The 22,520-nt window shown below is 55.3% G+C and carries 23 protein-coding genes and 1 riboswitch; of the genes, 11 read left to right on the top strand and 12 right to left on the bottom strand.

Translation table 11 applies throughout. From position 1 onward, the window contains the following. Positions 1 to 117: 117 nt before the first annotated feature. The gene (locus J4859_RS06425; protein ID WP_212334383.1) at positions 118 to 417 is read right to left on the bottom strand and encodes a YerC/YecD family TrpR-related protein; all 300 of its coding nucleotides are present in this window, start codon (positions 415 to 417) and stop codon (positions 118 to 120) included. Between the two features lie 158 nt (positions 418 to 575). Here J4859_RS06425 and J4859_RS06420 point away from each other — a divergent pair, with 158 nt between their 5' ends. Next, positions 576 to 932, top strand: coding sequence for a phage holin family protein (locus J4859_RS06420; RefSeq protein WP_212334381.1), 357 nt, complete (start codon positions 576 to 578; stop codon positions 930 to 932). A 166-nt stretch (positions 933 to 1,098) separates the two neighbouring features. Here J4859_RS06420 and J4859_RS16855 read toward each other — a convergent pair whose 3' ends face one another. The 4 genes from J4859_RS16855 to dapA all read right to left on the bottom strand — a co-directional run bounded on the left by J4859_RS16855 (position 1,099) and on the right by dapA (position 4,007). Continuing rightward, positions 1,099 to 1,434: an iron-containing alcohol dehydrogenase gene (locus tag J4859_RS16855; protein ID WP_256436839.1), complete on the bottom strand. Its 336-nt coding sequence runs from the start codon at positions 1,432 to 1,434 to the stop codon at positions 1,099 to 1,101. A gap of 25 nt (positions 1,435 to 1,459) precedes the next feature. Further along, positions 1,460 to 2,179, bottom strand: coding sequence for an iron-containing alcohol dehydrogenase (locus J4859_RS06415; RefSeq protein ID WP_256436838.1), 720 nt, complete (start codon positions 2,177 to 2,179; stop codon positions 1,460 to 1,462). A gap of 216 nt (positions 2,180 to 2,395) precedes the next feature. Further along, positions 2,396 to 3,124 (bottom strand): 4-hydroxy-tetrahydrodipicolinate reductase, encoded by a 729-nt coding sequence (gene dapB, locus J4859_RS06410; protein WP_212334378.1) that lies wholly within the window; start codon positions 3,122 to 3,124, stop codon positions 2,396 to 2,398. Continuing rightward, on the bottom strand, positions 3,117 to 4,007 hold the full coding sequence (dapA, locus tag J4859_RS06405) for a 4-hydroxy-tetrahydrodipicolinate synthase (protein WP_212334376.1): 891 nt from the start codon (positions 4,005 to 4,007) through the stop codon (positions 3,117 to 3,119). The genes dapB and dapA overlap by 8 nt, the downstream gene beginning before the upstream one ends. Before the next feature lie 74 nt (positions 4,008 to 4,081). Then, positions 4,082 to 4,246: riboswitch (Lysine riboswitch) on the bottom strand. Positions 4,247 to 4,541: 295 nt separating this feature from the next. Here dapA and J4859_RS06400 point away from each other — a divergent pair. After that, the gene (locus J4859_RS06400; protein ID WP_212334374.1) at positions 4,542 to 5,111 is read left to right on the top strand and encodes a MarR family winged helix-turn-helix transcriptional regulator; all 570 of its coding nucleotides are present in this window, start codon (positions 4,542 to 4,544) and stop codon (positions 5,109 to 5,111) included. Between the two features lie 1,100 nt (positions 5,112 to 6,211). Here J4859_RS06400 and J4859_RS06395 read toward each other — a convergent pair. Both J4859_RS06395 and J4859_RS06390 read right to left on the bottom strand, forming a co-directional pair. Continuing rightward, positions 6,212 to 6,580: a hypothetical protein gene (locus J4859_RS06395; RefSeq protein ID WP_212334372.1), complete on the bottom strand. Its 369-nt coding sequence runs from the start codon at positions 6,578 to 6,580 to the stop codon at positions 6,212 to 6,214. A gap of 15 nt (positions 6,581 to 6,595) precedes the next feature. Further along, the gene (locus J4859_RS06390) at positions 6,596 to 6,946 is read right to left on the bottom strand and encodes an IS1 family transposase (RefSeq protein ID WP_212334370.1); all 351 of its coding nucleotides are present in this window, start codon (positions 6,944 to 6,946) and stop codon (positions 6,596 to 6,598) included. A 343-nt stretch (positions 6,947 to 7,289) separates the two neighbouring features. Here J4859_RS06390 and J4859_RS06385 point away from each other — a divergent pair, with 343 nt between their 5' ends. From J4859_RS06385 to J4859_RS06375, 3 genes are read left to right on the top strand one after another with little or no spacing between them, the layout of a single operon-like run. Beyond that, positions 7,290 to 7,895 carry a 4Fe-4S binding protein gene (locus J4859_RS06385; protein ID WP_212334368.1) on the top strand — a complete coding sequence of 202 codons (606 nt, stop codon included), beginning with the start codon at positions 7,290 to 7,292 and terminating at the stop codon, positions 7,893 to 7,895. Positions 7,896 to 7,910: 15 nt separating this feature from the next. Continuing rightward, positions 7,911 to 9,452: a glycine betaine ABC transporter substrate-binding protein gene (locus tag J4859_RS06380; RefSeq protein ID WP_212334366.1), complete on the top strand. Its 1,542-nt coding sequence runs from the start codon at positions 7,911 to 7,913 to the stop codon at positions 9,450 to 9,452. Continuing rightward, positions 9,415 to 10,272: an ABC transporter ATP-binding protein gene (locus J4859_RS06375; protein WP_212334364.1), complete on the top strand. Its 858-nt coding sequence runs from the start codon at positions 9,415 to 9,417 to the stop codon at positions 10,270 to 10,272. The genes J4859_RS06380 and J4859_RS06375 overlap by 38 nt, the downstream gene beginning before the upstream one ends. Positions 10,273 to 10,692: 420 nt before the next feature. Here the strand turns inward: J4859_RS06375 and gatB are convergent, their stop codons facing one another. Genes gatB through gatC form a run of 3 tightly spaced genes read right to left on the bottom strand, consistent with a single transcriptional unit; the run spans position 10,693 to position 14,037 of the window. Continuing rightward, the gene (gatB, locus tag J4859_RS06370; protein WP_212334362.1) at positions 10,693 to 12,228 is read right to left on the bottom strand and encodes an Asp-tRNA(Asn)/Glu-tRNA(Gln) amidotransferase subunit GatB; all 1,536 of its coding nucleotides are present in this window, start codon (positions 12,226 to 12,228) and stop codon (positions 10,693 to 10,695) included. After that, entirely contained in the window at positions 12,225 to 13,721 is a 1,497-nt protein-coding gene (gatA, locus tag J4859_RS06365) for an Asp-tRNA(Asn)/Glu-tRNA(Gln) amidotransferase subunit GatA (protein ID WP_212334360.1), read from the bottom strand. Before gatA ends, gatB begins: the two co-directional genes overlap by 4 nt. A gap of 1 nt (position 13,722) precedes the next feature. Further along, positions 13,723 to 14,037, bottom strand: a complete 315-nt coding sequence (gatC, locus tag J4859_RS06360; protein ID WP_212334353.1) for an Asp-tRNA(Asn)/Glu-tRNA(Gln) amidotransferase subunit GatC — start codon at positions 14,035 to 14,037, stop codon at positions 13,723 to 13,725. Between the two features lie 415 nt (positions 14,038 to 14,452). Between gatC and sufC the strand changes: the two genes are divergently transcribed. From sufC to J4859_RS06330, 6 genes are read left to right on the top strand one after another with little or no spacing between them, the layout of a single operon-like run. Further along, positions 14,453 to 15,226, top strand: coding sequence for a Fe-S cluster assembly ATPase SufC (gene sufC, locus J4859_RS06355; RefSeq protein ID WP_212334351.1), 774 nt, complete (start codon positions 14,453 to 14,455; stop codon positions 15,224 to 15,226). 5 nt (positions 15,227 to 15,231) lie between these two features. Further along, complete coding sequence (sufB, locus tag J4859_RS06350; RefSeq protein ID WP_212334343.1) at positions 15,232 to 16,650, top strand: Fe-S cluster assembly protein SufB; 1,419 nt, start codon at positions 15,232 to 15,234, stop codon at positions 16,648 to 16,650. Further along, a complete protein-coding gene (locus J4859_RS06345; protein WP_212334341.1) occupies positions 16,650 to 17,750 on the top strand; it encodes a SufD family Fe-S cluster assembly protein in 1,101 nt (366 codons plus the stop codon). The genes sufB and J4859_RS06345 overlap by 1 nt, the downstream gene beginning before the upstream one ends. A gap of 1 nt (position 17,751) precedes the next feature. Next, on the top strand, positions 17,752 to 19,005 hold the full coding sequence (locus J4859_RS06340; protein WP_249113781.1) for an aminotransferase class V-fold PLP-dependent enzyme: 1,254 nt from the start codon (positions 17,752 to 17,754) through the stop codon (positions 19,003 to 19,005). Then, positions 18,992 to 19,459: a Fe-S cluster assembly sulfur transfer protein SufU gene (sufU, locus tag J4859_RS06335; protein ID WP_212334332.1), complete on the top strand. Its 468-nt coding sequence runs from the start codon at positions 18,992 to 18,994 to the stop codon at positions 19,457 to 19,459. The genes J4859_RS06340 and sufU overlap by 14 nt, the downstream gene beginning before the upstream one ends. Positions 19,460 to 19,461: 2 nt before the next feature. Next, positions 19,462 to 20,001 (top strand): Rrf2 family transcriptional regulator, encoded by a 540-nt coding sequence (locus J4859_RS06330; RefSeq protein ID WP_212334330.1) that lies wholly within the window; start codon positions 19,462 to 19,464, stop codon positions 19,999 to 20,001. A gap of 263 nt (positions 20,002 to 20,264) precedes the next feature. Here the strand turns inward: J4859_RS06330 and J4859_RS06325 are convergent, their stop codons facing one another. Both J4859_RS06325 and J4859_RS17610 read right to left on the bottom strand, forming a co-directional pair. Then, positions 20,265 to 20,522: an IS3 family transposase gene (locus J4859_RS06325; RefSeq protein ID WP_212334328.1), complete on the bottom strand. Its 258-nt coding sequence runs from the start codon at positions 20,520 to 20,522 to the stop codon at positions 20,265 to 20,267. A gap of 1,556 nt (positions 20,523 to 22,078) precedes the next feature. Next, positions 22,079 to 22,366 carry a transposase gene (locus J4859_RS17610; protein ID WP_371812233.1) on the bottom strand — a complete coding sequence of 96 codons (288 nt, stop codon included), beginning with the start codon at positions 22,364 to 22,366 and terminating at the stop codon, positions 22,079 to 22,081. Between the last annotated feature and the right edge of the window lie 154 nt (positions 22,367 to 22,520).

The following is a 22,520-nucleotide window of genomic DNA, read 5'->3' as shown; positions in this document are numbered from 1 at the left end:
GCGTATATAAATCTAGCAAACAGCGTGCACAACAAAAAGGCACATCGACGAGTGTACGCACCTATGGGCAATAAAATGCCCATCGAGTCAGTACCTGTACTTCTGAAACAATGCAGTTTAGTCTGATTGTTCCTTCAACCGTTTGAGTACCACGCGGTAGCCCCCGATGGGACCATTCAGGCACTTTGAGACACGGCTCACCGTGGTTGAGGAAGCCCCGGTGGCCTTTGAGACTTCCAGATAGGAAGCTCCGGTATCCAGCAGGCGTGCCATTTCTAATCGCTGGGCCAGATCCTGTATCTCTTTCTTGCTGCAGAGGTCAAGGAGGAATGCCCGCACCTCCTGTGGGGCCTGCAGAGTACAGAAGGCTTCGAACAACCGTGTCTCTTCCTCTGTTCTGTGTTGGCTTTCCGCCATGGTCCCTCCCACATAGCTGCGTTCCACTGTAGGCTGCTAAACTACTGTAGCTTACTAAAGTGCAGCGCATCGCGCAAGCACCTGAAGGCAAGCTGGCCCATTAGGGTACAATAAACCCCTGATATATTTCCCACAGTTCTTTAAGAAGGTGTACCTCGATGCGTTTCGTAGAACAATGGCTTGCCACAACCATTGCTATCGCGCTTGTAATCTTTTTCGTTCCCACCATCCGGACAGTTGGAAACACCTATGCCGCTGTTATCTTCACCGCACTGGTCCTGGCCCTGGTCAACATCTCCATCAAACCTTTGCTCCAGATCCTGGCACTTCCGCTGACGATTTTGACCCTGGGGCTCTTTTCGCTCTTCGTCAATGCCTTTGCCTTGGAAATTGCCTCCACGATCACCCAGGGGATCTTCCAGGTCGGCATCATCGTCCCTGATTTTGGCACGGCTATGTGGGCAGCGCTCCTGATATCGATCTTCTCCTGGTTCCTCGATATGCTGATTCAGTGAGTAAGAGCAACTGGACAAAACGAGAACGGAACAGCGATTGCGCTGTAAACTGCAAATCCTGTGTGGCTTTGAAAACCACACGGGATTTTTCATATCAGAGGCTTATCAGCAGTACGCTTGCGGCATAACCTTACGGAAGAGCTCCACAATCTCGTCGTGACTTGCATCACACGGGTTGAGCGGCATCGTGCATTGCGTCGGTGGCGAGCTGGTCCAGATCCTCCTCGATCAAGCCCTTGCAGGTGGTCGGGATGTTCACGTCGCTCTTGAGCTGACAGATTGCGGCGTCTGCGGCAGCGTCGGTGGACATACCGTCAGTGTTGACGCCCATAGCAACGGCGATCTTTGCCAGGCGGTCAGCCACGGCTGGCTTGTCGAACCCCATTGCGATCGGCAAGAGCATTGCGCAGGCAACGCCGTGCGGGGTGTCATAGTGTGCGAAGAGGGCATGCGCCCTTGCGTGGTCGATGCCCAGGCCGGTGTTCGAGAAGCCCCTGCCCACGATGCACTAACCAAGCGCCATTTCCTCACGGCTCTTGAGCCGGCTTGCCGCGCTTCGCCTCAGCGTAGGCATCGCGCAGGTTGTGGGAGATGGTCTCAGTAGCCTTGTAGCGAAACATATCGGAGAGCTCCAAAGCAGCCGTGGTGGTATAGCCCTCGATTGCATGGGTCGGCGTATCCATACCGGTCGCGGCAGTGAGCCCTGCGAGCACCAATGCCATCATATCCGGATCAACGACGGTGATCTCAGGGATATCGTTGGTGTCGACGCAGACAAACTTGCGGACCTCCTTTGGGTCAGCGATTACATAGTTGATCGTGACCTCAGCCTCGGTACCTGCGGTGATCGGAGCTGCGAGTGCGAGGGTCGCGTGCTTCTTGGTCGGGGCAATGCCCTCCAGGGAGACGACGTCGGAGAACTCAGAGTTCTCAGCGATCACGTCAGCCGCCCTTGCGGAGCCGCCGATTGCGACGATCATGTCTGCACCGGACTTCTTGAAGGCAACGACGCCGTCCTGGACGTTGTGGATCATCGGGTTCGGCTTATCCTCAGAGTAGAGACTCCAGAGGATCTTCGCCTCATCGAGCAAATTGATGACCTTGTCAGTGATGCCGAGCTTCACGAGGTCCAAGTCAGAGCAGACAAACTCCTTCGTGTAACCGTGGTGCTGGATCTCGCCCGGGATCTCTTTGATCGCGCTGGAGCCATGATAGGAAATTGTGTTCAGAACGAAACGGTTAACCATCTGTACCCCCTGTCTAATGCCGCTGGTACTGATCTGTAGGCCGCAGGGTAGTTTTCCACAGCAACGCGTACCCAGTGAGACCAAATTGGGTCTAAGGGCATACACAGAAAAAGTGCATGAACGGGACACGAAGCCCCATTCATGCACCTCAAGGTACAGAAATAATTTTTATATAAACTCTTTCAGATAAAAATACTTTTCGGTAAACGGAGGAAGCTACTTCCCGTCTTCACCAAATATCAACGAATCGAAGGTGTACCAACCCGGCTTTTTGTCCACAAGCTTGCGCGCTGCCGTAAGGGCTCCCTCCGCAAAGATCACCCGGCTGGAAGCTCGATGCGTCAACGTCAGCTCCTCGTCGGTCCCAAAGAAATAGACCTCGTGGGTCCCGGCGACGGTGCCGCCGCGCAAGCTGTGTATACCGATCTCGTCCTTCGGGCGTGGCCCCACCATGCCTTCACGGCCGTGGACCAGATGCTTCCCCCCCTTGGGGTCAAGCGCGTGTGCCAGCATCAGCGCGGTGCCTGACGGGGCATCCTGCTTCTGATTGTGGTGGATCTCGACGATCTCTTCGTCCCAATCGCCGAGGTACTTGCCCACCTCCTCGCACATGCGCCGCAGAACTGCGATACCCAGTGAGAAGTTGCCGCTCCACAGCACGGCGACCTTGTCGCTCAAGCTCTTGAGCTGACCTATATCCGCATCGGTAAGACCGGTAGTGCCACAGAGCACATCGGCCTGAGTGCGTTTGGTGTAGTCGATAATGCCAGGAAGCATGCCCGGATGGGAGAAATCCATTACGAGATCAGCGGTGGGAAGGGTCTCGAGATCGCCCTTATTCTCGATCCCGACCTGGCCCACAACCTCAAAGTCGGACGCCTCATCGAGCAACTCTTTGACCACATTCCCCATTTTTCCGGTACCGGAGAGTACAACCTTAGTCAAGAAGACCCACCTCCTGCATTGCGCGCTTGAGCTTCGCGTGATTCTCTTCCTTCATTGGATAGAGCGGCAGACGATAGTTCGGCTTTAAGAAGTCCATATCAGCTAATGCCTGTTTCACCGGGATCGGGTTGACCTCACAGAAGAGTGCGTGGATCAAGTCCATGCATCTGATCTGGGTGGCGCGGGCCTCCTCGAGGTTACCCGCTAGAAAGTTCTTGCACATCTCGTGGACTTCCTTCGGCATAATGTTCGCCCATACAGAGATGACGCCACGAGCGCCTAAGGACATGAGCGGAATCACGAGGTCATCGCTGCCGGAGAACATGCCGAAATCTTTGTTCAGACAGTGCGCGATATCGGAGACGTACTCAAGCGAGCCGGAAGCCTCCTTGATCGCCAGGGCATTCGGATGCCTGGAGAGGCGCTCTACGTTTCTCACAGAGATGGAACAACCGGTCCTTCCCGGGATGTTGTAGAGGATGCAAGGCAGATCAACTGCGTCGAGCACAGTCTTGAAGTGGCGGTACATACCCTCTTCGTTGGTCTTGTTGTAGTACGGGGTGATGATCAACAGGCCGTCGACCCCGATCTGCTGCAGGGCGAGGGACTTGTTGTAGCTCTCACGGGTACAATTGGAGCCGGCGCCGCCGATAATCGGCGCCGCACCGTTCACGTGCTCAACCGCAAACTTTGCGACAGCCAGATCCTCTGCGTTCGTCATCGTCGCCGATTCCCCTGAGGTGCCGAGGATCAGGATACCGTCCGTACCATTGTTCACCTGGAATTCCAGGATCTTATCGAGTGAGGCATAGTCAATCGATCCGTCATCATTAAACGGCGTGACAAGTGCCACGATAGAACCGGTCAAGTTCTTCAAGTCCATGGATTGCCTTCTTTCTTTAGGCCCATCTATACGCAAAAGGTCGTCGGCAGCATCTGTCGGCGACCATTCCATTCACAAGTCATAGCACTCCTGCATGCTGCAGACAGTCTCCGGCGTCTTTCGCCGAAGCCCACAGATAGCCGGTGCCCCACCTATCTGCTCGGCGGATTCTGCCTCCCGAAAGGATCTCAGTCCGCCGGTTCCCTGATCGTTCATCTCTCGGCGCCTCTATTGAATTTATAATACTCATTTTTCTGCCTTGCGGGGTATATATCTGTAATGGAAATATACCGGCAATGAAGACCTCTATTTTATAGACACCTGTCCGTTTTATATCTTTGTGACGCATTTTTAGAGTTGGACATGGTTTATTGGGAAGTAATTTACTAGGACTTTATTTATGGTAAAAAAGATCCATCCGCACCACGAATAGCTGGGATTTCTTTAGAAAGCATATACATAAGTTAAATAATAATTGTACGCCATAATGCCGTAAAATCTGGTTATATATTAAATACGAAGAGATGAAGAACGATGAGATATAACAGCACAACGTCTATTAAGGCAGTAGCGGAAGACGTATTACATGCAAAAGAGATTGCCAAAAAGGCAGGCAAAATAAAAAAGAACAGCGACGTGAAAGTCAACGAGGATGAGGCCACCCAGTGCCTCGATGCCTTTGAGGGCCTCTACTCCCAGACGATTCCCCTGTTACGCGCCCTTTCACAGGGAAGCGCAACAGTGCTCCTCTACCTCGACACGCACCACAACGATACCTCTGCGGTGAAAATTGCGGATGAAGTCGGACTGACACGTCCGCGTATCACACAGATCATCGACAAGTTAGAGAGCGACGGGCTCGCTACGCGTGTGAAGGATTCACATGATGCCAGGAAGATCCGTGTCATTATCACCCGCAAAGGCAAGAACCGTGTCCGTTCCACCCGCACCTTCTTCCTCGATATTATGAAGAACATGCAGGTAGTCCTGGGCTCTGAGGATGCCCAGGAGCTGACGAGGCTCTTGGACAAGGCTGTCTCGGTCTTTAGTGGAGCCGATCCCAATCAAGAAGGCCAGGAGGATCAAGAGCAGGAAAGTGAGTGATCACACTCAGGTCTCTAATGAAGAGCTGTGATTTGTCAGCGTTGCATTGAACAATGGGCAGAGCACATGCTGTATAGAGGATTGCAGTTACAGCGGGAAGAACACAAGCTTCTCCCGCTGTTCTTTATTGGCACGTTTTGGCAGCGTACAATATCTTGCGCACTTTGGCAGCAGCACACAGCTAGCCAGTATATGAAGAAAGGTAGGTTCTTACCGATCCCGTTACGGCGTGAAGTGTCACGTAACCATATCTAGCTAGCGAAAGGACAGTGAGAGCCATACCTGATGAGTATCACAGAAGGACTTAGGCAAGCGGATCAGAAAAAGCGTTGAGGAGATGCTCGACAACAGACTCGATGAAGAAGCAGATCAGCTGCTTGGGGCTAAAACGTATGAGCGCTTCAACGATAAGGGCAAGGTATCGTGCCGGCCACTATAAGCGAAGCTTACGCCACTTGGGCACTGTCACGCCCACAATGCCAAAGCCTAAAGGTGTAGGGTTTGTCTCTGTGGCTATAGGGGCGCTTTAGCAGAAGAGAAGAATCCATCGAGAAGGCGCCGGTGGATATGTATCTAGGCGTTGTTTCTACCAGAGGTACCCAAAACATACCCGATGCCTTGTGGGACACAGCAGGCTCTTCTGCTACCGTATCTAGCCTGACTGAAAAGAGCGTATGTAGAAAGACAGAAGCTTGAAGGACAAGACTACCAATGAGGCACTACCTCTGTATGTCTTTATTGATGGGATCTACGCTCCTGGGGAGGATCCTTTTGAGAATCTCGCTGTTAGACCATGATCGACCTGACGCCCCTGTCCTTCCAATAGCTCCAGAAGGGCTGCTCTATGTCTATGAGCGCACGCCTGGTATGGACATACCTGCCTCCTGCAAGCTGGCCTGAGAGTATATCCTTCTTCTCCCGCTCAGAATGCCTTACCTGCTCTATCCACAGGAAGCAGACAAGACAAGTGCCCCAACCACTTCGTAGAAGACCCCATGGGAAAAAGCAGGAACTCGCGCAGCCTTCGCTGCATCGCATTGACGAGCCCGAGCTCGCCGTGTACGGCCTTCTTCGCCACGCTCGCTGTGTGCTTGAAGACCCTAAGCGAGGAGAGCCACGCGCGCATATCCTGCATGGTCGTCGGTGGCGACCCATAAGCTGTCGACGATACCTGAAAGGGCATCTGTGAGCTTCCCGTCCTCGGGCCTGCCCCTGCCGCAGAGGATGGCATATTCGTCGCTTAAGTCATACGCGCAGCACTCCACGCAGACCTTCTTGTTCGATATGCCACAGCAATGCACTACATGGCCGTGCGTGTGCGCCTTTCTCAGCATCTGGATGGCCGACCTTGCCCTGTTGTTTGCAAGCGACTCGTCGATGTAGATCCCGATCTTTTGGCAGGAGACGGTGGGTCCATACCTGAAGGCGCCAAGCGCTGCCTGCAGCAGCTCGAAGGGCCTCATGCGCATAAAACCACAATGTCCTTAAGGCTCACATGGCAGCTTTCCGTAAGCTTCTTCAAGCGTCATGCCTGCAAGCGTGCCCTTTGCATATGCGGCCCATGTGGCGGCCGTGGGCTTGGACATCGCGAGCACGGATCTGGTCCTGGCGGAGAAGGTCCTGCCGCACGAGCAACACTTCCATCTCTTAAGGCCACACGCGTCGTGGCCCTTGCAATAGAAACTGAGTGATTTGCACCTCGGGCACCTCTTGGGCGCCCCCGCAAGTGCAGAGCCTGCCATCTTCTTGGCTATGAGTGCCTTCAGCCTCTCCAGGAGCTCGCGCTTCTCAGAGATCCCCATCTTTTCGATCTGCTGCAGTATCATTGGATCCATCCGGGCCCTCTGCTCCACGATGACTTTGTTTGATGATATGCATTGTAGGCAAAGGCCCGGACACTATTGGGCCCTTCTCAGGTCAATTATGGTCTAACAGCGAGCTGTGTTTTTACGCTGATTTTTATACCTCACCCATCTTTTGATATGTTTCTCCCCTACTAGGGTCGAGCCACTGCATGACGGAGATCTCCTGGTCCCAAAGCCCACCCTACTTGTTGTTGAAATATGAATGGTAGCATCAATTTATTTAGATGTAATATATATTATTATATCATTTCAATATCTCTGTTACACTGTTGAGATGCAATAAGCAGTGCTGCTTAGGGGGCGGACCTATCACATGAATGCACAGGATTGTTTGGACGAGCTCAGATCAATCAAAGATGTGTCCTTCTCAACCGTCGATGAGCAAGGTCTTCCTCACAGCCGCATCATCGACATCATGATTGTAGGAGACAACAAACTGTACTTCTGCACGGCACGTGGCAAAGATTTCTATCAGCAGCTTATGCACAACCCTCATGTTGCGGTTGTCGGGCTCAACAGGAATTGGCAGATGATCCGTCTCACAGGTACGGTTCAGCATCTCGATGACCAAAAGAAATGGATCGATCGCATCTTCAACGAGAATCCTTCAATGAAGAACGTGTATCCAAAAGACACCCGCTACATCCTCGAGCCCTTTGTGATCTCCTCAGGGGCGACTGAGTTCTTCGATCTCGGGAAAGAGCCCATCTATCGCGAGCGTTTCCCCTTCGGCGGCGCGAAGATCCCTGGATATGGTTTTCTGATCACCGACAGCTGCATCGGCTGCGGCACCTGTAGGAGAAACTGCCCCCAGAACTGCATTGAGATAGGGAAACCTTTCGTAATCCGTCAAGACCATTGCCTGCACTGTGGCTCCTGCTTTGAGAAGTGCCCGGTCAAGGCGATCGTACGACGCTGAAAGTAGGCTTTGCCCATGATCCAAGACATGTTTTCCCTGCTGGTAACCCGATGGGATTTCTTCTCCAACCTGCTGTTGGAGCACATTGAGATCTCCTTCATTGCAATCGCAATCGCGATTGTCTTTGGCGGTATCGTCGGTATCCTTATCAGCGAATATCAGAAATCAGCCAAGTGGACACTCGGAGTCATCAACTTCGTCTACACGATCCCCTCCATCTCCATGCTCGGCTTTTTGATCCCCTTCTCCGGTGTCGGTGACACCACCGCAATCATCGCGCTTACGATCTATGCACTGCTGCCAATGGTGAGGTCCACCCACACCGGACTCACCAATGTGGATCCCGACACTATCGAAGCTGCCAAAGGCATGGGCTCCACCCGCTGGCAGATCCTCTTCCACATCAAGCTCCCCTTAGCCATGCCCGTCATTATGTCCGGCATCAGGAACATGGTGACGATGACCATTGCTCTGGCCGGCATCGCTTCCTTTATTGGAGCCGGTGGCTTAGGTGTTGCAATCTATCGCGGCATCACTACCAATAATGCGGCCATGACGCTGGCAGGATCCTTGCTCACCGCACTCCTTGCTTTAGTGATCGACGCGATCCTGGGCTTTGTCGAGAAACGCATGCAGAAGCGCTCTAAGAAAGCTAAGCACCAGAACAAAGTTATGGGCTTCACTGCTCTGGGCGTCGTCGGTGCCCTTGTGGTCGCCGCTGTGGTTCCCCAACTTATGCCTCAAGCCACGATCAATATCGCGACAAAACCCATGACGGAACAGTATATCCTGGGAGAGATGCTCGATATCCTAATTGAGCAGGACACCGATCTCAAAGTGAACCTCACCCAAGGTGTCGGCGGCGGTACCTCCAACATCGAGCCTGCTATGGAGAACGGCGAGTTCGATATGTATCCGGAATACACCGGCACCGCGTGGAACATGGTCTTAAAGAACCAGGATGTCTACTCCGAAGATAAGTTCGATCAGCTGAGAGCCGCCTACAACGATATGGGTATGACCTGGACCTCAATGTTCGGCTTTGGCAACACCTACGGCTTGGCCGTCCGTAACGATATTGCCAACCAATACGACATCAAGACCTACTCAGATCTGGCACGGGTGGCCCCACAGCTCACTTTCGGCGCGGAGTACGACTTCTTCGAGCGTGAAGACGGCTACGACGCGCTGTGCAACACCTACGGCCTTAATTTCGGTAATACGATGGATCTGGACATCGGCCTTAAGTATCAAGCCTTAGCCGAGAACCAGATCGACGTGATGGTGGTCTTCACAACCGACGGGCAGCTCGCCGACGCAAACGCCAGAGTGTTGGAAGACGATAGACACTTCTTCCCCTCCTACATGTGCGGCATGATTGTACGCCAGCAGGTGTTGCAGGACCATCCGGAGCTACAGGGCGTCTTCGACAGGTTGACCGGGCAGATATCGAATGACGATATGGTTCAGATGAACCATGAGGTGGACGTAGAGAAGAAAGAACCAAGGGAGGTGGCCTATGAGTTCCTCAAATCAAGAGGCTTACTCAACAACTAATTCAGGGCAGCAACCTACGAGTGATACCGCAATCGAGTTCCGCCACGTATCAAAAGCCTACGGGGACACTCCCGTGATCAAGGACATGAGCTTCACTGTCAAACGGGGTGACTTCGTCACGATGGTGGGATCCTCGGGTGGCGGCAAGACCACCACACTCAAGATGATCAATGCGCTTCTGACCCCAACCTCCGGCGATATCTTTGTCGATGGGAAGAACATCGGGGATCTTGACCCGGTGCAACTGCGCCGCAACATCGGCTATGCGATCCAGGGAAGCGTGCTCTTCCCCAACATGACCGTGGAGCAGAACATCGCCTATGTCCCGACGCTCCTGAATAGACGAGACAAGCAGCGCACCGCCCGTACCGTACGCAAGTGGATGAAGATCGTAGGGTTAGAGGAATCCATGCTCGACCGCTACCCCGATGAGCTCTCAGGAGGTCAGCAGCAGCGCGTCGGTATCGCCCGGGCACTCGCTGCCTCTCCGGACATTCTCCTTATGGATGAGCCCTTCGGCGCCGTCGATGAGATCACCCGTGCGAGCCTTCAAGATGAGATCAAGCGGATCCATCGTGAGACACACATCACGATCGTGTTTGTCACCCACGATATCCAGGAGGCATTGAAGCTCGCCACAAAGGTCATGGTGATCGATAACGGCATTATCCAGCAATACGACACGCCAAAGGATATCGTGAGCCACCCGGCGAACGAGTTTGTGGGCCGCTTGGTGCAGCGTGAGCGGCACACCTGTCTCTTGGATGATGACCATGTGGCAGATTGCAAATACAGCGAAGCGTACACTGATAAGAAATAATGTAATCCCTATAAACTTGACGAGGGTCCCGGACAAACCCACGGGACCCCCACTTTTCGAGCTCTTGACCACTGTATAAAGATCCGAGTACCTTTATCATTCGCAGGGTCTGCCCTTATCTACTATGATGACCGAAGAGCCCGTCTGACCTGTGGACGATCCCTGGGAACCGCACCGACGGGGCTCCATTCCCAATCCGAACGGTTCTATACATGTAAATCTTGAGAGCTTACGTGAGCGGCAAAATGTTAAACCACTACTCAATAAGCGACATTTTCGCAATGTCTTCATGAAGCCGTCTCGTAGATGACCCACATTGTGTTCACATAAAAAGAGAGGGGCAAACCCGCCCAGTCACGGATTTGCCTCCCCCTACTCAGAGAGGAGCGCTTGCTCCCCTCTTATTTATTATGCCGTGCCCTACGCCTCGAGATGGGACCTCAACAGCTCATTGAAGCGCTTCGGGTTTCCCCTGCCTTTTGAGGCCTTCATGCACTGACCGACCAGATAGCCGATAACTTTCTTGTTACCGTCGTGGTACTGGTTCACCTGGCCGGTACAGCGGCCGAGGACCTCCTCCACGATCGGCTCCAGTGCGGAGTCATCGCTCACCTGGCGCATACCCTGTGCGTCGACAACCTTCTCCGGATCCTTGTCGGTTCCATCGATGTCAGCGAGTACTTCACGCGCCTGCGCGAAGGTGATCTGGTCGGCGGCAAGTAGCTCAGAGATCGTGCGGACCTGTTTGGCCCTCAATTTGTTGTAGCTCGGGACCAAGTTGACCATTACGTTGGCAATGGTGGGGATAACCTTCTTTTTGGCACCGTCGAGCGCCTCCTCGAAGAATGCGGAGACCTCAGGATCACCTGCAAGCTGTTGGGCATCAGCGGACTTCAGCCCGTAGTCCTTCTCATAGCGCTTGCACTTGGCATCCGGGAGCTCCGGGATCTTTGAGTGACACTCCTCGATGAAGTCATCGGTCAGATCAAACGGAGCCAGGTCCGGGTCCGGCATCAGCCGATAGTCGTCTGCGGTCTCCTTGACACGCATTACAATCGTGCATTTGCGGGAGGGCTCCCAGTGCCTGGTCTCCTGATAGATCACGCCACCTTCCTCAAGCACCTCAGCCTGACGGCAGATCTCAAACTCGAGAGCGTCATGCAGGCTCTTGAAGGAGTTGATATTCTTCATCTCGGTCTTGGTGCCGAGCTCTTTGGTACCTCGGCGACGCAGTGAGATGTTTCCATCGCAGCGCATCGAGCCTGATTCCATGGAGCAGTCCGAGATCCCCAAAGTCTTGAAGGTCTGCTGCAGCTCCTCCATGAACAGCCGTGCCTCTTCCGGTGTACGGAGATCCGGCTCAGTGACTAGCTCGATCAGTGGGGTACCACAACGGTTGTAATCGATAAAGGACTCAGAGGCGCCACTGATACGACCCTCTTCGCCGCCCTCATGCACCATCTTTGCAGCATCCTCTTCCATGTGGATACGCTGGATGCGGATCGGCACCTGATAGGAGCCGTCCTTCTCACGTTTGATCTCCTCTGATCCATCGGAGGACATGTCCTCCCAAACAGGGCGCTCCTTAGCGCCGTCGCCGGTCACATTGAGGCGCAGGTGTCCGTGCATGCAGAAGGCAACCGAGCCCTGGGTGGTCTGGAAGTTCTTTGACATATCCGGATAGAAGTAGTGCTTGCGGTAGAAGGTCGAGTGCTTCTGGATCTCGCAGTTCGTGGCGAGGCCGGCCATCACAATAGACTGGATAGCCTTCTTGTTTGGGACCGGCAGCGCTCCCGGCATACCCAAGCAGACCGGGCATACATTGGTGTTAGGCGGATCGTCGTGGCTCAGCTTGCAGTTGCAGAACATCTTGGTGTCCAGGGTCGTAAGCTCGGTGTGAATCTCCAGCCCGATGACCGCCTCCCAATCTTTGAGGACCTCATTCAGTCTCTTCATTTGAGCTCACCTCCCTTACCTGCAAAGGCAGGTGCGACGACACCGGCTGCCTGATAACTCCGCTCAACCGCACGCGCAAACTGCAGCAGTCGGCTGTCTGCAAAGGCAGGACCCTGCAGCTGTACGGAAACCGGCAGTTTGCTTTCGGTCCCCAGACCGAGCGGCACTGAGATACCGCAGTTGCCCACGATGTTGTTGGAGATCGTGAACAGGTCAGAAGCGTACATCTGCGTCGGATCTGAGATTTCCCCGAATTTAAAGGCAGTGCGCGGCGTAGCGGGCATCAGGATCACATCGCACCTCTTGTAAGCCTGGACGTAATCATCGGTGATCAACGTTCTGACCTGCTGCGCGGGATAGTAGTACTTGTCGTAGACGCCGGAGGACAGTAAGTAAGCGCCGAGCATCTGACGGCGCTTCGCCTCCAAGCCAAAGCCGTGTGAGCGGCTCTTTGAGGTCTGCTCTGCCAAGGTCTGGCAGTTGGGCTCCTGGTATCCGTAGCGGACGCCGTCAAAACGGGCGAGGTTCGAGAACGCCTCACAGGGGGCGATCACGTAGTACGCCGCAATTGCGGAGGCGATGTTCGGCAGCGTGACCTCAACGATCTGCGCGCTCTGATCTTGCAGAGCTTTCACGGCTCCCCCGACGGCAGCCTTGACCTCAGGGGTGAGGCCTTTTACATCCATCAATTCCGGAACGATACCGACCTTCTTGCCCTCAATCGGATCTTCGAGGTGCTTGGTGTAATCGATCGCGCAGTCCTGGCTCGTCGAATCATAGGAGTCCCGACCCTGGGTGGTCAGCGCATTGAGTGCTAAAGCGATATCCTTGACGCAGCGCCCAAAAGGTCCCACCTGGTCCAGTGAGGAGCCGAAGGCGACGACGCCGTACCGGCTCACCGCGCCGTAGGTGGGCTTCATACCGACAACACCGCAGAGACTTGCCGGCTGTCTGATGGAGCCGCCGGTATCGGAGCCGAGCGCTATTGTAACCTCGCCGGAGGACACCGCGGCGGCGCTGCCACCGGAGGAGCCACCCGGAACGCGCTCCAGGTCCCAGGGATTGTGCGTCGGATGGAAGGCGGAAGACTCGGTTGAGGAGCCAAAAGCGAACTCATCCATGTTAGTCTTGCCAACCGGAAGCACGCCCGCATCGAGCATGCGCTGCACGCAGGTGGCAGTGAACATCGAATCGTAGTTCTCAAGCATCTTGGAGGCGCAGGTAGTCCTGGTCCCCTTGAGGTGCATGTTGTCCTTGAAGGCGATAGGGACCCCCGCCAACATCGGCAAGTCCTCACCCTTTGCCTTCTTCTCGTCGATTGCTTTGGCAGCATCAAGTGCTAGCTCCGGCACCACCTGCAGAAAAGCCTGAACATCTTTCTCACGGTTGTCGATTGCGTCGAGCGAAGCCTTCGCGACCTCCGTAGCGCTGAAGTCCCCCCTCCTGACGCCCTCAACGATATCTGAGGCGTAAAGCTTATCGAATGAACCCATTTTAAGCTTCCTCCTCATCGCCGAGGATGGACGGCACTCTGAAGTAGCGGTCGTGGGTACTCCCCGCGTTGTGCATAGCGTCCTTCAGATCGAGCGCACGGTCATGGTCGTCGACCACGTCTTCACGCATCACATTGGAGAGATCCCCGATCGGCTGATAGGTGGGCTTCACTCCCTCCAGATCATACTCACGGATCGGCTGGAGTAACCGGACCGCCTCATTCATATAGTCGGTCATCTCATCCAGCTCTTTGTCTGTCAAATGGAACCGAGCATATTCCGCGATGGCTGCCACATCTTCTTTACTTAACGGCATGGGTCTAACCATCCTCCCAACTCTGCCATTATTTAACAATCAATACCATAGAGGCATTTTAGGACAAAAGCATGCGGTGTTAGGCGCTCGCAACTCTCCCGCAATGAAACAAGTATCGGCCCCCTCCTGAAAGCCGACTGTGTCTCTATTGTTTCATCACATTTACTCTGCCTGCGGGAATAAAAGACGCGATTTCGGTAAAATACCTACTAGCTAGTAGGAATTAAGAGTACCTTATGCCTTCTGAATGTGGCCGCTTTCTAAAGCGTTGCGTTCAGGACTTTCTCTTAAATACCCCTAACGCTACTATGAATTAGTTCATATGCTATGCACCGAACTGCCTTTTTAGTATACCGGTGCGCACGACCATCGTGGTCTACACAAAGTGCGGATCACACGAGTTTTGGGAGACGATATGGCAGATACATTGCTTGAGGTTTCGAACCTCTCGGCCGGCACAGAGGACAAACCCATCTTGCACCACATCAATATCGAGGTCAGCGAGGGTAAGACTCACGTGCTGATGGGGCCGAACGGCGCAGGCAAGTCCACACTCGGCCATGTGATCATGGGCGATCCGCAATACATCGTGCGTGAAGGTTCAATCCATTTCGACGGAAAAGATATCACCGATCTCACGACCGATAAGCGCTCACTCGCCGGCATCTTCCTGTCCTACCAATCCCCCGTCGAGGTACCGGGTGTGCCGCTGTACACCTTCCTGCGCACCATTACGCAGATGCGCCCGGAGCTCAAGATGACTGCGCGCAACTTCAGGAAGCGCGTGAATGAGGTCGCACAGGAGCTCGATATGGACGACTCCTTCCTCACCCGTGAGCTCAACGTGGGCTTCTCCGGCGGCGAGAAGAAGAAGATCGAGATGCTCCAGCTTTTGCTCTTGAGACCGAAACTGGCCATCCTCGACGAGACTGACTCCGGCCTCGACGTTGACGCGCTCTCCGTGGTGTCCAAGGGTATTGAGGCGTATCGCCGTGACTGTCAGGGCGCGCTTCTGATGATCACCCACAACACGCGCATCCTGGAGAAGCTCTCTGTCGACACCACTCATGTGATGGTGAAAGGACATCTGGTCGCTGAAGGCGACGCCTCAATGATCAACGAGATCGACCGTGAGGGCTTTGGCAAGTATGAGGATGAGCTCGAAGCCGAAACAAAGCAGGAGGCTTAATAGCTGTGAGTGAGAAGAAAAAGACACAGGTCGCGGATATTGACCGCTCCCTGTATGACTTCGTGAAGCCGGAGGTGGGCTATGAGCGCTACAAAAACGGCCTCACCCCGGATATTGTGCGTGCCATCTCCAAGAAGAAGGACGAGCCTGAGTGGATGCTCAACAAGCGACTCGAGGCGCTGGAGATCTTCCAGGACACCCCGATGCCGGGCAACTGGGGCCCCTCCATCGAGCACTTGGACATGGACCACATCTCTACGTATGTGAACCCGAAGACCAAGCAGACCAACGATTGGGACGACGTCCCCAAGGACATCAAGGACACCTTTGAACGTCTGGGCATCCCACAGGCGGAGCGTGAGAGCTTAGCCGGCGTCGGCGCCCAGTACGACTCAGAGATTGTCTACCACAACATGCGTGAGGAGGTCGCCAAGTACGGCGTCGTCTACACGACGATCGAGGATGCGATCCACGACCCGAAGCTCGAGCCGATTGTGAAGCAGTACTTCGGTACCCTGATTCCACCCACGGACCACAAGTTCGCAGCACTGCACTACGCAGTCTGGTCGGGTGGCTCCTTTGTCTATGTCCCGGCCGGTGTCACCGTTGAGTACCCGCTGCAGAGCTACTTCCGCTTGAACGCCGCGGGCGCAGGCCAGTTTGAGCACACGCTGATCATCGTCGAGCCCGGCGCCAACCTGCACTTTATCGAAGGCTGCTCGGCCCCGAAGTACTACGCCGCCAACCTGCACGCCGGCGCAGTCGAGCTCTTCGTGAAAGGCGGCGCGCGTCTGCGCTATTCCACGATCGAGAACTGGTCGAAGAACATGTACAACCTGAACACCAAGCGCGCCACGATCGGCAAAGATGCCACCATGGAATGGGTGTCCGGTTCCTTCGGCTCACACGTGAGCTACCTCTATCCCACCACGATCCTGGCAGGTGACAACTCGCACTGCGAGTTCACTGGCATCACCTTCGCGGGCGCCACGCAGGACCTCGATACGGGTTGCAAAGTCATCCTCAACGGTAAGGACACCACTGCTTCAGTGGATACCAAGTCCATCTCTAAGGACGGCGGCGCCAACACCTTCAGGAGCTCCGTCGTCGTAGGCCCGAAGGCGGACAACGCCCGTGCCACGGTTTCCTGCCAGTCACTGATGCTCGACGATATCTCCCGCTCTGACACAATCCCGGCGATGGATGTCCGCAACCGCACCGCATCCGTAGGCCACGAGGCCACGATCGGCGCAATCTCGGATGACACGATCATGTACCTGATGAGCCGCGGCTGCTCTGAGCAGGAAGCCAGAACACTCGTCGTGAACGGCTTTGCAAACCCGGTCTCAAAGGAGCTGCCGCTTGAGTACGCCGTTGAGATGAACAATCTGATCAAGCTTGAAATGGAAGGGGCGATTGGCTGATGGCAGCAGCAATGACCGAAACCACCACGCTCAAACATCTTAATGTACCGCCCAAGCAGACGTGGAACTATCTGAAGATCAACGACACCAGCCTCACGGTGATCAAGCCGAAGGAGCAGGGTGAGGTCTTTGCCCGCCTGCCGGAGATGTTCGGACGCATTGAGTCCGGCATCGGTCCTGAGGCCGTGAAGTGGATCGAGAACATGGCGGGCGACTCCCACTACATCGAGGTCCCCGCACACCGCCCGACCGACAGGCCGATCGTCGTGGACTGCGACGCAGACAAGACCGATATCAAGGATACCGGGATCATAGTGAGAAATCACGCTAATGCCACGATCGTGATGCTCTCCCACGGAAAACAGGGTAGCAAGGATACCTCCGCCAACCTGCTGCGCATCTATGCGGAACACGACGCCCACGTCTCTGTGGTGGAGATCATGGCGCTGCCGGAAGAGCAGCAGCACATCGAAGGCCTCGCGATCGACGCCCAGCAGAATTCCAGAATTGAGGTGCGCCAGTACGCGCTCGGTGGCGGCAACGTCGTCACAGGCCTGGCGACCAATCTGGCCCAAGACCACGCCCGTCTCGATCTTGTGAGCCGCTACTTTGTGCGCGGCCATGAGAAGCTCGACTTGAACCATGTCGCTCGCCAGCGCGGTTGTGACACCAAGGTCGAGATGAGCGCCTCCGGCCTGCTGACCGACTCCGCACAAAAGACCCTGCGTGAGACGATCGATCTGATCCACGGGGGCAAAGGCTCCAAGGGCAACGAGCTGGAGACGGTACTCGTCGAGGGCGACCACATCGTGAACAAGACCCTGCCGGTCATCCTGTGCGACGAGGAAGACGTCCAGGGCAACCACGGCGCCTCCATCGGCTCCATCGGGCCTGAGCAGACTGAGTACTTGGCTACTCGCGGCCTCGCGGGCAAGCAGGTCTCCCAGCTCTTTGCGACTGCACTCTTCGACGACGCACTGATCCACGCCCCAGGAGCCGCTTCACAGAAAGCCGTCGGCGTCCGCGCTTCTGATGTTTTAGGTGAGCGGGCCTTTGAGGATTCCCGTGAGGGCCTCGCTCTAGAGAAAGAGGGTGAGTGATGTGGCAGCCATAGATATTGCCGCCAATCCATACAGGAAAGACTTTCCATTGCTCGTGCAACAACCCAACCTCGCATTTCTCGACAGCGCTGCAACCACACAGCGTCCGAAAGCTGTGTTGGACGCCCAGCGTCACTTCTACGAGACGATGAACGCCAACCCCTTGCGTGGCCTTTACAAGCTCTCGGTTGAGGCAACCGAAGCAATCGATAAGACCCGTAAGGACATCGCTGCCTTCATCGGGGCGACCGATGAGAAGGGTAAGCCGCAGGGCAATGAGATCGTCTTCACGCGCAACGCATCAGAATCGTTGAACCTGGTTGCACACACCTTAGGGAAGAAGATCCTGAAACCGGGAGACGAAGTTGTAATCTCCATTATGGAGCACCACTCCAACTTGATCCCCTGGCAGCAGATCTGCAAGGAGACCGGCGCTAAGCTCGTCTACCTGCGCTTGGATAAGGATTTCAGAATCACTCCTGAAGAGATTGAGAAGAAGATCACCGGCAAAACCAAGATCGTCTCCGTAACCCAACTCTCCAACGTGTTGGGTGTCTCCCCTGACATCAAGGCTATCGCCAAGCGTGCACACGAAGTTGGAGCTTACGTAGGCGTCGACGGCGCGCAGTCAGTACCTCATACGCAAGTCAACGTCCGCGATCTCGGGATCGACTACCTCGCCTTTTCCCCGCACAAGCTGGAGGGCCCGATGGGCATCGGTGTGCTCTGGGGCAAGATAGATCTGCTGAACTCTATGCCGCCGTTCCTGACCGGCGGTGAGATGATCGACTCCGTCACCGAGCAGGACGCCGTATGGGCACCGGTACCGCAGAAGTTTGAGGCTGGCACCCAGGATGCCGCAGGCATCTATGCTACCGACGCCGCAATCAAGTACCTCACTGATCAGGACTTCACGAAACTTGAAGCGCGTGAGCATGCCCTCACCCACTACCTGGTGGAGCAGCTCGAAGCGCTGCCCTTCATCCAGATCGTGGGACCGAGAGATCCTGACCGCCACCTCAGCGTGGTCTCCTTCAACGTAAAGGACATCCACCCGCATGACGTCGCATCCCTGCTTGATATGAAGGATGTGGCGATCCGCGCCGGTCACCACTGCGCGCAACCGCTCATGACCTCAATGGGTATATCTAGTAGTTGTAGGGCATCTGTGGCTTTCTACAACGACAAAAAGGATATCGACCAGCTTGTAGATGGCCTCAACTATGTTTGGCAGGTATTCCATGGAACAAAATGATTTGTACAGTGCTGAGTTCATCGACCATATAGCACATCCGGATTACAAGTATGAGATGAAAGACCCGACGATGAAGCACGAGGGTATCAACCCCTCCTGTGGCGATGATTTGGAGCTGTCCGTGAAACTTGACAGAGATGGAAAGATCGCCGAGGCCGCCTACACCGGCCACGGCTGTGCGGTCAGCCAGGCTTCTGCGGACATGATGAGTGACCTGATGGTCGGCAAGACCCCTGAGGAAGCCATCAAGCTCTGTGACCTCTTTACCGATATGGTCACTGGCAAAGAGAAGGACGAAAGTAAGCTTGACCAGCTTGAGGAAGCTGCCTCACTCGAGGGCGTCTCCCACATGCCGGCGCGTGTTAAATGCGCTGAGCTCTCCTGGAGAACGCTCAAGGAGATGCTCAAAGGCAATACTGAGAAAGCCTCAACGACTGAAGATCAGGAAGGATAACCATGGCTGCCAGCATGTTTTCAACCAAGGGCCGCTATGCCCTGCGTGCTATGGCAGACCTGGCAATGCACAGCGGGTGGGTCTCTCTGGGAGACGTATCCAAGCGGCAGGGTATCTCCCGTAAGTACCTGGAACAGGTGATTGCCGTAATGCACAAGGTCGGCTTCGTCGAGAGCCAGCGTGGCAAGGGCGGCGGTTATCGGTTGACTCGCAAGCCTGAAGATTATACCTTGGGCGAGATCATGCGGGCTGCTGAGGGCTCTTCCTTGGCCCCGGTCGCCTGCCTTGACTGCTTGACCGGCGACATCTGTCCACGCATTCAATCCTGCCCCACCGTGATGATCTACCGTGATCTGGGCAAAGTGACCTCACAGTATCTCGACTCCAAGACGCTGCGCGATGTGACCCTCTCCTCAGGCTTCACGAAGCTCACCAAAGAGCAGCTCGAAGAGAAAGAGGAAAAGGAGGAACGCGAGGAGCAGGAAGAGAAAGCCGCCAAACAGAGGGCGAAGAGCAAAAAGAAGCACACCGCTTCAAAGTAACGCTACACTCAATACCTCAAGGCGCATTCCAACGACCTGAGTTTCGACTCAGGTCGTTTTTTGTAGCTACCGTATCGGCGGGTCTCCGACGTGCAGCTAGGGCTTAGAGATACTCACAGCCGCCTCTGTGACATCTCGAGGAGTCTCCAAAACACGCTATGATTCCATATCGCCTGATACGGACGGGACCCCGGACATTTTCCCGGATCTAGGCTGCATATGCGCAGCTAAAGCCCCTCCTGTGCTCCCTGAGCGTCCTCCACCTACAAGGCACGCTTGAGCTTGGTCAAACAATACCACTCGATGTAGCTGTCAAGACAGCTCTTGAACTCCTCGAATGTGCTGTCAGCCCAATCCATGCCGGAAAAGAGGTCAGACTTGAGCGTGCCGAAAAAGCCTTTGACACGGGCATTGTCAGGGGACTTTTGTCCTTGGGCGACATCGAGTGGGCGGCGTTGCCCTCTGCTGCAGGCATCTGCCCGTTCGTCTGTCATATAGAGCGCACCGGTGTCCGTATGCACGACGAGGAGCCTTCCCTCGAAGAGCTTTAATCTTGCCCACCAGATCCTCGAGTATGTCGACCGCAAGCTCACAGTCGGGATGCATCGATACCTTCCAGCATACAAGCCAGCCGTTGAAGCAGTCGATGGCGGAAGAGAGATAGGCCTTGTAGCCATCCAGGGCGAACTTCGCCTCAGCGTTGACCACGAGCAGCCCTAGCTCCCCTGCGTGGAAGTTGTGGGTGCCATCCCTGCCTGAGGGGTACGTTCTCGTGGAACTCCCAGCGTAATTCCCTCACGCTCTTCTTTGGTATACATCCCAGGCTCCGATTCTGGACCAGTTGATCCGACTTTTTGTCCGGGGTCCCTACCAGCGGGACGAAAGGACAGCTAAGATCTTCACAAGCATCGGCCTTCCCCTAAGGCCTTATCGGCTACAAGCGTATCGAGCGAGCAACCTAGCGCTGGGAGGAAGCCGAGAAAAAAGGACACCCTAACCAAGAGCGAAACCCCCGCAGAAAAGACGTCGTAACAAGGTTGAGACCGTGAAATGCGATTGTCCTCGCAAGGCAAAGGGCCATCAGGGCACGTGAAAAAGGAGAAAGCTACGATAGAGGAGAAGCTAGCCCAAGCAGAAGAAGTGCTCCAAGAGCTGCAAGGAGAAGCTCATAGTCTCCCAGAAAGCCGACTTTAAGGCTCGGCTCAGATGAAGGCTGATCTGGACCCCGCACTCCCTGCATGCCCATCTTGGCCGGGACACCTCTATCCTTGCCTCTCCACCCCGAGAGGGGGATACCAAAGCGCGATGGGGCCCTGCCATTTCCCCCCATCGGCCTTCCGCAGCAGGGGCACGACGGTGCATCTGACACTGCCGGCCTGCCTGGAACGGACAGGATGCGAGGCGGCGTTGGGTATCTTTTGGACGACGTTTCGACCTCCTCGGTACGGACAGCTTCTCTGGGCTCTCCCGTCTGTACAAATCCTTCGAGATGCGAGGGGATCGAAAGGAAGGCAGGAGCTTCTTTGGCATGGCAAGCGGGCGGCAGCTGGGCTGCTGGCGATGCTACACTTATCAGCGCGCTCCATCCTTGTTCGGGATCTTCTTGTTGCGATGTAAGATTCTCATATGACTCAAACCCCTGTCAAGTGGCAATGCTATCGCGAAACAGGCGCCCACAAGGCTTTCCTGAACTGCAGGGATGAAGGATATTCGACGAATACCGCTGCGGACGCGTCCTGCAACATGAGAGACATGCGGACATCCCTGCCTACTCTCATATCCTTAGATAGCGTGCATATGCACGGTCCCAACATCGGTGTTCCAACATGGCGGCTAAGGGACGCTCTAAGCGCGTACGTGTTGGCATGGCCGGTGCACATAGAATCGGGCGTCCCTGCCGCCTTGAGTCTCGCGCACACAGCGGCATTCAGGGCTTTCGTGGAGATTGGCAGCAAAAGGCAGTGGAGGGAGTGGGTGGATGGCGGCGTGGCACTATGCAGCCTGGGTTGAGGCCCGCTCCGGTACCTGCTGGCCGATGAAGAGCATGAACCTTCCCAGCTCGGCTGCCGTGGCGGCATTAGCCTTGCAGGGTAAGACGTCCCTCTCGAGCAACTGCCTCCTCCGAGAGCAGCCGTGCACGTTCCCTGATGTGTAGATCCACCGACGCGGGACACCTCTTCGAAAAAGTAGGTCTTGCCCTTGCGCACGCCCAGGCACATCCCATAAGGAGCGCCCTCAGCAGCCTGGGGCCGCATTTCGATATGCCTGCCATCCTGTGGGAGGCGGCGCTTGACGACTGCGACGGGGAGAGCCCCAGCCAGGATGTGGCCTTCCTCCCCGAACAGAGCCTGGAGAAGTCACACATCTTTGCGCAGAAGGTAAAGGCGCACCTGAAGCCGACGCCCGAAAGGCATAGGAGCACCTTAAGGGCAGGGGCGAGCGTGCATGAGGATGCAAGGGGATGCGCCCTCTCCATCATCGCGCCGTACTGCTCGTCTGTGGACTTCGCAGCCCGAATG

The sequence above is a fragment of the Atopobium sp. oral taxon 416 genome (genome assembly GCF_018128285.1).
Taxonomy (GTDB): Bacteria; Actinomycetota; Coriobacteriia; order Coriobacteriales; family Atopobiaceae; genus Olsenella_L.
This window is presented reverse-complemented; position numbering and strand designations above follow the sequence as displayed.

Excerpts from the sequence above, each read along its gene's own strand:
- J4859_RS06425 (WP_212334383.1), bottom strand. The coding sequence starts at position 417 with ATGGCGGAAAGCCAACACAGAACAGAGGAAGAGACACGGTTGTTCGAA.
- J4859_RS06420 (WP_212334381.1), top strand. The coding sequence starts at position 576 with ATGCGTTTCGTAGAACAATGGCTTGCCACAACCATTGCTATCGCGCTT.
- J4859_RS06415 (WP_256436838.1), bottom strand. The coding sequence starts at position 2,179 with ATGGTTAACCGTTTCGTTCTGAACACAATTTCCTATCATGGCTCCAGC.
- dapA (WP_212334376.1), bottom strand. The coding sequence starts at position 4,007 with ATGGACTTGAAGAACTTGACCGGTTCTATCGTGGCACTTGTCACGCCG.
- J4859_RS06400 (WP_212334374.1), top strand. The coding sequence starts at position 4,542 with ATGAGATATAACAGCACAACGTCTATTAAGGCAGTAGCGGAAGACGTA.
- J4859_RS06395 (WP_212334372.1), bottom strand. The coding sequence starts at position 6,580 with ATGCGCATGAGGCCCTTCGAGCTGCTGCAGGCAGCGCTTGGCGCCTTC.
- J4859_RS06390 (WP_212334370.1), bottom strand. The coding sequence starts at position 6,946 with ATGGATCCAATGATACTGCAGCAGATCGAAAAGATGGGGATCTCTGAG.
- J4859_RS06385 (WP_212334368.1), top strand. The coding sequence starts at position 7,290 with ATGAATGCACAGGATTGTTTGGACGAGCTCAGATCAATCAAAGATGTG.
- J4859_RS06380 (WP_212334366.1), top strand. The coding sequence starts at position 7,911 with ATGATCCAAGACATGTTTTCCCTGCTGGTAACCCGATGGGATTTCTTC.
- J4859_RS06375 (WP_212334364.1), top strand. The coding sequence starts at position 9,415 with ATGAGTTCCTCAAATCAAGAGGCTTACTCAACAACTAATTCAGGGCAG.
- gatB (WP_212334362.1), bottom strand. The coding sequence starts at position 12,228 with ATGAAGAGACTGAATGAGGTCCTCAAAGATTGGGAGGCGGTCATCGGG.
- gatA (WP_212334360.1), bottom strand. The coding sequence starts at position 13,721 with ATGGGTTCATTCGATAAGCTTTACGCCTCAGATATCGTTGAGGGCGTC.
- gatC (WP_212334353.1), bottom strand. The coding sequence starts at position 14,037 with ATGCCGTTAAGTAAAGAAGATGTGGCAGCCATCGCGGAATATGCTCGG.
- sufC (WP_212334351.1), top strand. The coding sequence starts at position 14,453 with ATGGCAGATACATTGCTTGAGGTTTCGAACCTCTCGGCCGGCACAGAG.
- J4859_RS06345 (WP_212334341.1), top strand. The coding sequence starts at position 16,650 with ATGGCAGCAGCAATGACCGAAACCACCACGCTCAAACATCTTAATGTA.
- sufU (WP_212334332.1), top strand. The coding sequence starts at position 18,992 with ATGGAACAAAATGATTTGTACAGTGCTGAGTTCATCGACCATATAGCA.
- J4859_RS06330 (WP_212334330.1), top strand. The coding sequence starts at position 19,462 with ATGGCTGCCAGCATGTTTTCAACCAAGGGCCGCTATGCCCTGCGTGCT.
- J4859_RS17610 (WP_371812233.1), bottom strand. The coding sequence starts at position 22,366 with ATGTGTGACTTCTCCAGGCTCTGTTCGGGGAGGAAGGCCACATCCTGG.